The organism is Roseomonas sp. GC11, from assembly GCF_024437745.1.
GTDB lineage: Bacteria > Pseudomonadota > Alphaproteobacteria > Acetobacterales > Acetobacteraceae > Pseudoroseomonas.
The window spans coordinates 50,872-58,188 of the sequence record NZ_JANFNY010000031.1 but is presented as its reverse complement, the minus strand read 5'-3'; the positions used below and the strand labels follow the sequence as shown (position 1 = coordinate 58,188).

Sequence of the window (7,317 nt, the reverse complement as noted above, 5' to 3'; positions counted from 1 at the left end):
CCCCCCTGCTGGCGGCCCTGGCCACGGCCGCCGGCCTGCCGCACCACCCCGCCGGGCTGCGCCTGACGCCGCTCGACCGCACCGCCCTGGCCCTCGGCGAGGACGCCCCGCCCGGCGACTACGCCCCGCTGCGCGGCCTGTTCCGCGCCGAGGTGGCGGACCTCGCAAAAAGTCTCGGCCTGCCGCCCCCCGCCGCGCCCGACCCCGCCATGGAGGCCGCGCTGCGCGCTTTGGCAACGGAAGCCGCGCTGCGCGCTCTGGCCATGGAAACCGCGCTGCGCGCTTTGGCCGGGGCGCCCGCCGGCAACGCGGCGGTGGACGCCGCCCCCGGTGGCGGCTACGACCCCGCGGAAGCCGCGCGGCTCTGGCGCCGCGTGGCGGCGGCGTCCTACAAGCGCCGTCTGGCCCCGCCCGGGCCACGCCTCGCCCGGCTGCCCGCCGGGCCCCCTCTCAGCGACGGAATGACAAGCCCCCTGCCATGAGCGGCGAATTCGACACCACCATCTTCGCGCCGCCCGGCGGTTTCAGCGTGCGCATCCGCGACCTCTCGGGCGGCAACGGGCCGGAGCCGGTGGAGACCATCCGCGGCTTCCAGACCCTGGCCCAGGCCAATGCCTTCGCCCGCCGCTATGTGCGCGACAGCATCGAGCGCTGCCGCGCCCCGCGCCTGACGCCGGATGAGGTGCTGGCCGCCTGGTTCGCCTTCGGCGAGGATGCCGAGGTGGTGGGCGAGGCCGGCGGCCAGGGCTGGTCCTCCGGCACCGAGATCCGCGACTTCGCCGCCAGGCCGGTGAAGGACCGGGAGGAACGCAACTGGCGCGTCCTCGACCCCCGCCGCCAGGACAATGACGATCAGGAGGACGAGGCATGAAGCTTCGCTTCGCCCCGAGCCCGACGGGCTATCTGCATGTCGGCAACGCCCGCGTCGCCGTGGCCAACTGGCTGGTCGCGCGCCGCCAGGGCGGCCGCTTCATCCTGCGCCTCGACGACACCGACACCGAGCGCAGCAAGCCCGAATACGCCGCCGGCATCGAGGAGGACCTGCGCTGGCTCGGCCTCGACTGGGATGAGAGCTTCCGGCAGACCGACCGCCTCGCCCGCTATGAGGCGGCGGCGGAAAAACTGAAGAAAAGTGGCCTGCTCTACCCCTGCCTCGAGTCCGAGGAGGAACTCCGCTTCAAGCGCGAGCAGCGCCAGAAGCAGGGCCGCCCGCCCGTCTATGACCGCGCCGCGCTGAAGATGACACCGGACCAGCTCGAGCGCGCCCTGGCCAATGGCAAGCAGCCCTATTGGCGCTTCAAGCTCTCCACCCGCACGGTGGAGTGGCAGGATGGCGTCCTCGGCCGCCGCCAGGTGAAGCTGCCGCCGATCTCCGACCCCGTGCTGGTGCGCGCCGACGGCTCCTTCCTCTACACCTTCACCTCGGTGGTGGATGATCTGGAGACGGGCATCACCCACATCATCCGGGGCGAGGACCACGTCACCAACACCGGCGTGCAGATCGACATCCTGGAGGCGCTGAGTGGCCGGCCCTGCGCCATCCGATTCGCCCATCTGCCGCTGCTGACCGATGCCGAGGGCGGGCCGCTTTCCAAGCGCCTCGGCTCCATGGGCCTGCGCCAGCTGCGCCGCGATGGCATCGAGCCGGCGGCGCTGGTCGGCTACCTCGCGGCCCTCGGCTCCTCGGCCGACCCGGTGGCGGCGCCACCGGCGGAACTGGTGCCGGGCTTCGACCTCGGCCGCATTTCGAAGAGCACGGCGCGCTTCGACCCGGCGCAGCTGCTCGGCCTCAACCGCCGCTACCTGCACGGGCTGGACTACGCCACGGTGAAGGACCGCCTGCCCGAGGGCGCGGGGGAAGCCTTCTGGCTCTCCGTGCGCGGCAATCTCGACCTGCTGGCCGAGGCGCGGGACTGGTGGGAGGTGGCCCAGGGCCCGCTCACCCCGCCCGCCCAGCCGGAGGAAGCGGAATTCCTGCGCGCCGCGCTGGAGCACCTGCCGCCCGCCCCCTGGTCGGACGAGACCTGGGGCGCCTGGGTCAAGGCGCTGGGCGCCGCCACGGGGCGCAAGGGCAAGGCGCTCTTCCTCCCGCTCCGCCGCGCCCTGACCGGCGAGGAGCATGGGCCGGAACTGCGCCTCTTCCTCCCCGTCATCGGCCGGGAGCGCGCCGAGGCCCGGCTGCGGCAGGCTGCCCAGAAGGCGATGGCGGGCGCGTGATCGCCGTCATCGGCGCCTCCGGCCGCTCGGGGGCGGCGCTGTGCCGGGCGCTGCTGGCGCGCGGCATGGCCTTCACCCCCGTGGTGCGCGATGCGGCGCGCTGGGCGGCCACCGGCCTGCCCGGCACGCCGCGCCTCGCCACGCTTGAGGATGCCGCGGCCCTGCGCGCCGCCCTGGCCGGGGCCACGCGGGTGGCCAGCACCGCCCATGCCCGCTGGGCCGGCGCCATCCTGGCCGCCGCGCCGGAAGCCGCGCAGATCGTGCTGATGGGCTCCACCCGCCGCTTCTCCCGCTGGCCGGACGCGCATGGCGATGGCGTCCGGGCCGGAGAGGCCGCCCTGCTGGCCAGCGGCCGGCGCGGCGTGATCCTGCACCCCACCATGATCTACGGCGCCCAGGGGGAGAACAACGTCCAGCGCCTGGCCGCCCTGCTGCGCCGCCTGCCGGTGGCGCCGCTGCCCGGCGGCGGCCGCGCCCTGGTGCAGCCGATCCACCAGGGGGATGTGACGGCCAGCCTGCTCGCCGCCCTGGCGCGGGACTGGGCAGGGCCGCAGGCCCTGGTCATCGCCGGGCCGCGCCCGCTGGCCTATCGGGACTTCCTGGCCAGCGTGGCCCGCGCGGCGGGGCTGCGCGCCCCGCCCGTGCTGAGCGTGCCCATGGCCCCCCTGCGCGCCCTCGCGCCGCTCACCCGCCTGCTGCCCGGCCTGCCGGATATCGGCCCCGATGAAATCCGCCGCCTCACCGAGGATAAGGCTTTCGATATCACGCCCATGCGGCGCGAACTCGGGGTGGAGCCGCGGGAACTGGAAGAAGGGCTGAAAGAAACCTTCTGAGGAAAATCTGGGGGAAGAAGGAATTCTTCCCCCAGACCCCCATCATCTTTTTCTGTCAGGCTGCCGCCGTCTCCCGTTCAGGCGGGACGCGAAACGGATGGCGGGGTCCCCAAAGGAAGTATGGGGTGGCCCTGCCACCCCGGCGGGGGTCAGGGGGCAGCACCCCCTGCCTGCCACTTGGCTGTGGCGGCGTCGTCGCTCGCCTTCGCCTCGACCCAGCGTTCCGACCCGTCGGCGAATTCCTCGCGCTTCCAGAAGGGCGCGCCGGTCTTCAGCCAGTCGATCAGGAAGGCGCAGGCCTCCAGCGCCGCTGTGCGGTGGGCCGAGGCAGCCAGCACCAGCACGATCGGCTCCCCCGGCCGGATGCGGCCGACGCGGTGGATGATGGTGCAGCCCGTCAGCGGCCAGCGCGCCTCGGCCTCGGCGGCGATGCCGGCCAGGGCCTTTTCCGTCATGCCGGGATAGTGTTCCAGCACCAGGGCGCTGATGCCGTCATCCGCCCGGCACAGCCCGGTGAAGCTGGCGATGCCGCCCACATCCACCCGCCCGGCGGCGAGCGCCGCCGCCTCCGCCGCCGCGTCGAAAGCCTCTTCCTGGACCAGGATGCGCGCCATCTCAGCCGCCCGTCACGGGGGGGAAGAAGGCCACCTCATCCCCATCCGCCACCGGGTGGGAGGGCGGGCGGAATTCCTGGTTCACCGCGGCGCGGATCTGCCGTGCCTGGGCGAAGGCGGCGGCATGGCCGGGGCTGCGCGTGGCGAGATGCGCCATCAGCCCCGCCACATCGGTGACGCCTTCCGGCAGGTCCAGCCGCTCGGCGCCCGTGCCGGCCTTCTGCCGCACCCAGGCGAAATAGAGGATCTGGACCGCCATCAGCGTGCCGCCGGCACCTGGCGGACGCTGCCATCCGCGCCCAGCAGCAGCGTGGTGGCCCCCTGCGGGATGGCGATGCCCGAGCCACCGCCCGGCGAATTGTAGGTGGCATAGCCCGGCCCGCCGGTGGCGGTGATCACGGGGCCCTGCGGCGTGTGGATCACCTGCCCCCCGGCACGGCGGTCCGGCGCGGTCAGGGCAGGAGTGGGTGTGGGCGGCGCGGCGGCCGGCGCGGCCCGCCCGGCGGGGGTGCCGGGCGCCAGCAGCTCGGGCGGCGTGGCGCTGCCATGGCTGCGCGGCGCCGGCTGGCCCTCGCGCGGGCGCAGGTCGCGGTTGCCGGGGCTGGGGGGCGGGGCTTCCCCGGCGGCGGGCCAGACATTGCCGGGCGCCGGCAGCAGCGGCGCCACCTCCGCCGGCTGGCCCAGCACCCGCTGCACCGTCAGGCTCTCCGCCGGCAGGCCGGCGCGGCTGTCCGGCGGGACGCAGCCGCCCAGCAGCGCCGCCGCCACGCCCATCCCCGCCACCATCCCGATTCGTCCGGCGCGTGCCATCGGCCCCTCCTGATATCCCATTCTCCCCGCAGAGATGCGGGCGCGGACCCTGTGCCTCAAGGGGGGTGCCTCAAGGGGGGGGGCCTCAAGGGCGGGAGAGCTGCTTGGCCGCGCCGTCGCGCGCCATGTCCTGCTCCCCGGCATGGCGCAGCCCGGCGCGCAGATAGTCCCAGCCCGTCAGCATGGTCAGCGCGGCGGCCAGCCAGAGCAGCGCCTCGCCGATCCAGCCCACGGGCAGGAAGCCGAGGCCGAGCGCCCGCGCGCCCGTATCGCCGGCCAGTAGCACGCCGAGCGCCGTCATCTGCACACCCGTCTTCCACTTGGCCAGCCGCGTCACCGGCAGGCCGACGGCCAGCCCGGCCAGATATTCGCGCAGGCCCGAGACCAGGATCTCCCGCAGCATGATGACAATGGCCGGCAGCAGCCCGAGCAGCGAGAGCCGCCCAAGCCCGGCCAGCAGCATCAGCGCCGCGGCGACCAGCAGCTTGTCCGCGATCGGGTCCAGCATGCGGCCGAAGGCGGAGATCAGCTGCCGCTCGCGCGCGATCTTGCCATCGAAATAGTCGGTGATGGCGGCGGCGGAGAACAGGGCGCAGGCCGCCACATCCCCCCAGGGCAGGCGCAGCGCAGCCAGCAGCACCAGGACGGGCACCGCCGCGATACGGGACAGGGTCAGGAGGTTCGGCAGGTCTGTCGGCAAGGCTTCGGTCTCTTCCCGCTGGGCGGCCCGGTGGGTCTTTCCGGGGCGGTGTTACCGTGGAGGCTTTCCCAAATTAGCCCCGGCGGCGCCAGGGTGGAAATGCTCATGGATGCGTGTGGCCATGGCCGGGCCGATGCCCGGGCAATTTTGCAGATCCTCCAGCCCCGCCTGCCGCACCCCGCGCGCCGAGCCGAAATGGTTCAGCAGCCGCCGCTTGATGGCGCTGCCGACGCCGGGGATCTCGTCCAGCTCGCTGCGGGTGATGGCCTTGCTGCGCCCGGCGCGGTGGGTGGTGATGGCGAAGCGGTGCGCCTCGTCCCGCAGCCTTTGCAGATAATAGAGCACCGGGTCGCGCGGCGGCAATTGCAGGGGCGGGTGGCCCTCGCGGTGGAACCATTCGCGCCCGGCATCACGGTCCGGCCCCTTGGCGACGGCGACGAGGGCGAGATCCTCCAGCCCCAGCTCCGCCATCACGGCGCGGGCGGCGGAAAGCTGACCGGCGCCGCCATCGATCAGCACGAGGTCCGGCCAGCCCTCGCCCTGGCGCTCCGGGTCCTCCTTCAGGGCGCGGCCGAAGCGGCGCTCGAAGACCTCGCGCATCATGGCGAAATCATCGCCGCCGCCGCTGGCGGTGCGGTCGCCCCCTCCCGGCGCGGCGGGGCGGGCAGGGGCGGGTGCAGGAGAGGCGGGGGTGGGCGCCGCGCCGCCCTGGATGGCGTATTTGCGGTAGGCCGCCTTGAGAAAACCCTCCGGCCCGGCCACCACCATCACGCCATAGGCGTGGCTGCCCTGGATGTGGCTGTTGTCATAGATCTCGATGCGGCGCGGCGTCTCCGGCAGGTCAAAAAGCTGCGCCACGCCCTCCAGCAGCGCGCGCTGGGCGGTGCCCTCGGCCAGGCGGCGCTCCAGCGCCTCGCGCGCATTGGTGGCGGCGTGCTCGACGGCCACGCGCTTCTCGCCGCGCTGCGGCGCGTGCAGCTCCACCCGGCGCCCGGCCTTGAGCGCCAGCGCCTCGGCGATCAGCCCGGCATCGGGCAGGGCGTGGGAGAGCAGCAGCAGCGGCGGCGGCGGCAGGTCGTCGTAAAGCTGCGCCAGGAAGGCGGAGAGCACCTCCTCCGGTGCCGCGTCGTCCTTCAGGTGGGAGGGGAAGAAGGAGCGGTTGCCATTGTTCCGCCCGCCCCGGAAGAAGAACACCTGGACGCAGGACTGCCCGGCGATCTGGTGCAGGGCGATGACATCGGCATCGCCCACCCCGTCGAGGTTGATGGCATTCTGCCCCTGCACATGCGTCAGGCCGCGGATGCGGTCGCGCAGCGCGGCGGCGCGCTCGAATTCGAGATTGGCCGCCGCCTGCTCCATCTCCACCGCCAGCGCCTTCTGCACCGAGGGCGTCTCGCCGGAGAGGAATTTTTTCGAGTCCTTCACCAGCGCGCCATAGTCCGCCTCGCTGATGCGCCCGACGCAGGGGGCGGAGCAGCGCTTGATCTGGTGCAGCAGGCAGGGGCGGTCCCGGCTGTCGAACACCGTGTCGCGGCAGGAGCGCAGCAGGAAAACCTTCTGCAGCGCCGTCAGCGTCTGATCCACCGCCCAGGCGCTGGCGAAGGGGCCCCAGTAGCTGGCGCCCTTGCGCTTCTCCCCCCGGTGCTTGGCGATCTGCGGGTAGGGGTGGTCCTCGGTGATCACCAGCCAGGGATAGGACTTGTCGTCCCGCAGCACGATGTTGAAGCGCGGCCGCAGCTTCTTGATGAGGTTGGCTTCCAGCAGCAGCGCCTCGGCCTCGCTGCCGGTGGTGATGATCTCCATCCGCCGCGTGGCGTGCACCATGCGGCGCAGCCGCTCCGGCAGCCGGGCGAGCTGGGTATAGGCCACCACGCGCTTCTTCAGGCTGCGCGCCTTGCCGACATAGAGCGCCTCGCCCTTCGCATCGAGCATCCGGTAGACGCCGGGGGAGAAGGGCATGGTGGCCAGCGCCGCCTCGATGACGGCCACCCCCTCCATCACCGGGCCTTCCGCCGCGGGGGAGGCAGGGGCCTCCGGCTGATCTTCCGCGGCGCCCTCGGCGCGCGTCCCGGCCTGTTCACCGGTCTGCCCCTCGGCCAGCCCGTCTGACGTCCTCCCCGGGGCCGGTGTTTCGGGCGTCTCC

The 7,317-nt window shown here is 73.4% G+C and carries 8 protein-coding genes and 1 pseudogene; 4 read left to right on the top strand and 5 right to left on the bottom strand.

Features of this window, described 5'->3' with window-relative positions:
• From NON00_RS11770 to NON00_RS11755, 4 genes and pseudogenes are all read left to right on the top strand, one after another.
• Window positions 1-482: pseudogene (locus tag NON00_RS11770) on the top strand (hypothetical protein); the annotation flags it as partial.
• Window positions 479-871, top strand: a complete 393-nt coding sequence (locus tag NON00_RS11765) for a hypothetical protein (protein WP_256021052.1) — start codon at window positions 479-481, stop codon at window positions 869-871. The pseudogene NON00_RS11770 and the gene NON00_RS11765, both read left to right, overlap by 4 nt.
• Complete coding sequence (gene gltX / locus NON00_RS11760) at window positions 868-2,217, top strand: glutamate--tRNA ligase (protein WP_256021050.1); 1,350 nt, start codon at window positions 868-870, stop codon at window positions 2,215-2,217. The genes NON00_RS11765 and gltX overlap by 4 nt, the downstream gene beginning before the upstream one ends.
• A complete protein-coding gene (locus tag NON00_RS11755; protein WP_256021048.1) occupies window positions 2,214-3,050 on the top strand; it encodes an NAD(P)H-binding protein in 837 nt (278 codons plus the stop codon). The genes gltX and NON00_RS11755 overlap by 4 nt, the downstream gene beginning before the upstream one ends.
• A 149-nt stretch (window positions 3,051-3,199) precedes the next feature.
• Here the strand turns inward: NON00_RS11755 and NON00_RS11750 are convergent, their stop codons facing one another.
• From NON00_RS11750 to uvrC, 5 genes are all read right to left on the bottom strand, one after another.
• A complete protein-coding gene (locus NON00_RS11750; protein WP_256021046.1) occupies window positions 3,200-3,664 on the bottom strand; it encodes a molybdenum cofactor biosynthesis protein MoaE in 465 nt (154 codons plus the stop codon).
• Between the two features lies 1 nt (window position 3,665).
• Entirely contained in the window at window positions 3,666-3,923 is a 258-nt protein-coding gene (moaD, locus tag NON00_RS11745; RefSeq protein WP_256021044.1) for a molybdopterin converting factor subunit 1, read from the bottom strand.
• On the bottom strand, window positions 3,923-4,474 hold the full coding sequence (locus tag NON00_RS11740; RefSeq protein ID WP_256021041.1) for a hypothetical protein: 552 nt from the start codon (window positions 4,472-4,474) through the stop codon (window positions 3,923-3,925). Before NON00_RS11740 ends, moaD begins: the two co-directional genes overlap by 1 nt.
• Before the next feature lie 85 nt (window positions 4,475-4,559).
• A complete protein-coding gene (gene pgsA / locus NON00_RS11735) occupies window positions 4,560-5,174 on the bottom strand; it encodes a CDP-diacylglycerol--glycerol-3-phosphate 3-phosphatidyltransferase (RefSeq protein ID WP_256021039.1) in 615 nt (204 codons plus the stop codon).
• A 51-nt stretch (window positions 5,175-5,225) separates the two neighbouring features.
• The gene (gene uvrC, locus NON00_RS11730) at window positions 5,226-7,172 is read right to left on the bottom strand and encodes an excinuclease ABC subunit UvrC (protein ID WP_256021057.1); all 1,947 of its coding nucleotides are present in this window, start codon (window positions 7,170-7,172) and stop codon (window positions 5,226-5,228) included.
• Between the last annotated feature and the right edge of the window lie 145 nt (window positions 7,173-7,317).

What these genes read in the sequence shown, in the direction of transcription:
- NON00_RS11740 (WP_256021041.1), bottom strand. Translation starts at nt 4,474, where the DNA reads ATGGCACGCGCCGGACGAATCGGGATGGTGGCGGGGATGGGCGTGGCG.
- uvrC (WP_256021057.1), bottom strand. Translation starts at nt 7,172, where the DNA reads ATGGAGGGGGTGGCCGTCATCGAGGCGGCGCTGGCCACCATGCCCTTC.
- NON00_RS11750 (WP_256021046.1), bottom strand. Translation starts at nt 3,664, where the DNA reads ATGGCGCGCATCCTGGTCCAGGAAGAGGCTTTCGACGCGGCGGCGGAG.
- moaD (WP_256021044.1), bottom strand. Translation starts at nt 3,923, where the DNA reads ATGGCGGTCCAGATCCTCTATTTCGCCTGGGTGCGGCAGAAGGCCGGC.
- gltX (WP_256021050.1), top strand. Translation starts at nt 868, where the DNA reads ATGAAGCTTCGCTTCGCCCCGAGCCCGACGGGCTATCTGCATGTCGGC.
- NON00_RS11765 (WP_256021052.1), top strand. Translation starts at nt 479, where the DNA reads ATGAGCGGCGAATTCGACACCACCATCTTCGCGCCGCCCGGCGGTTTC.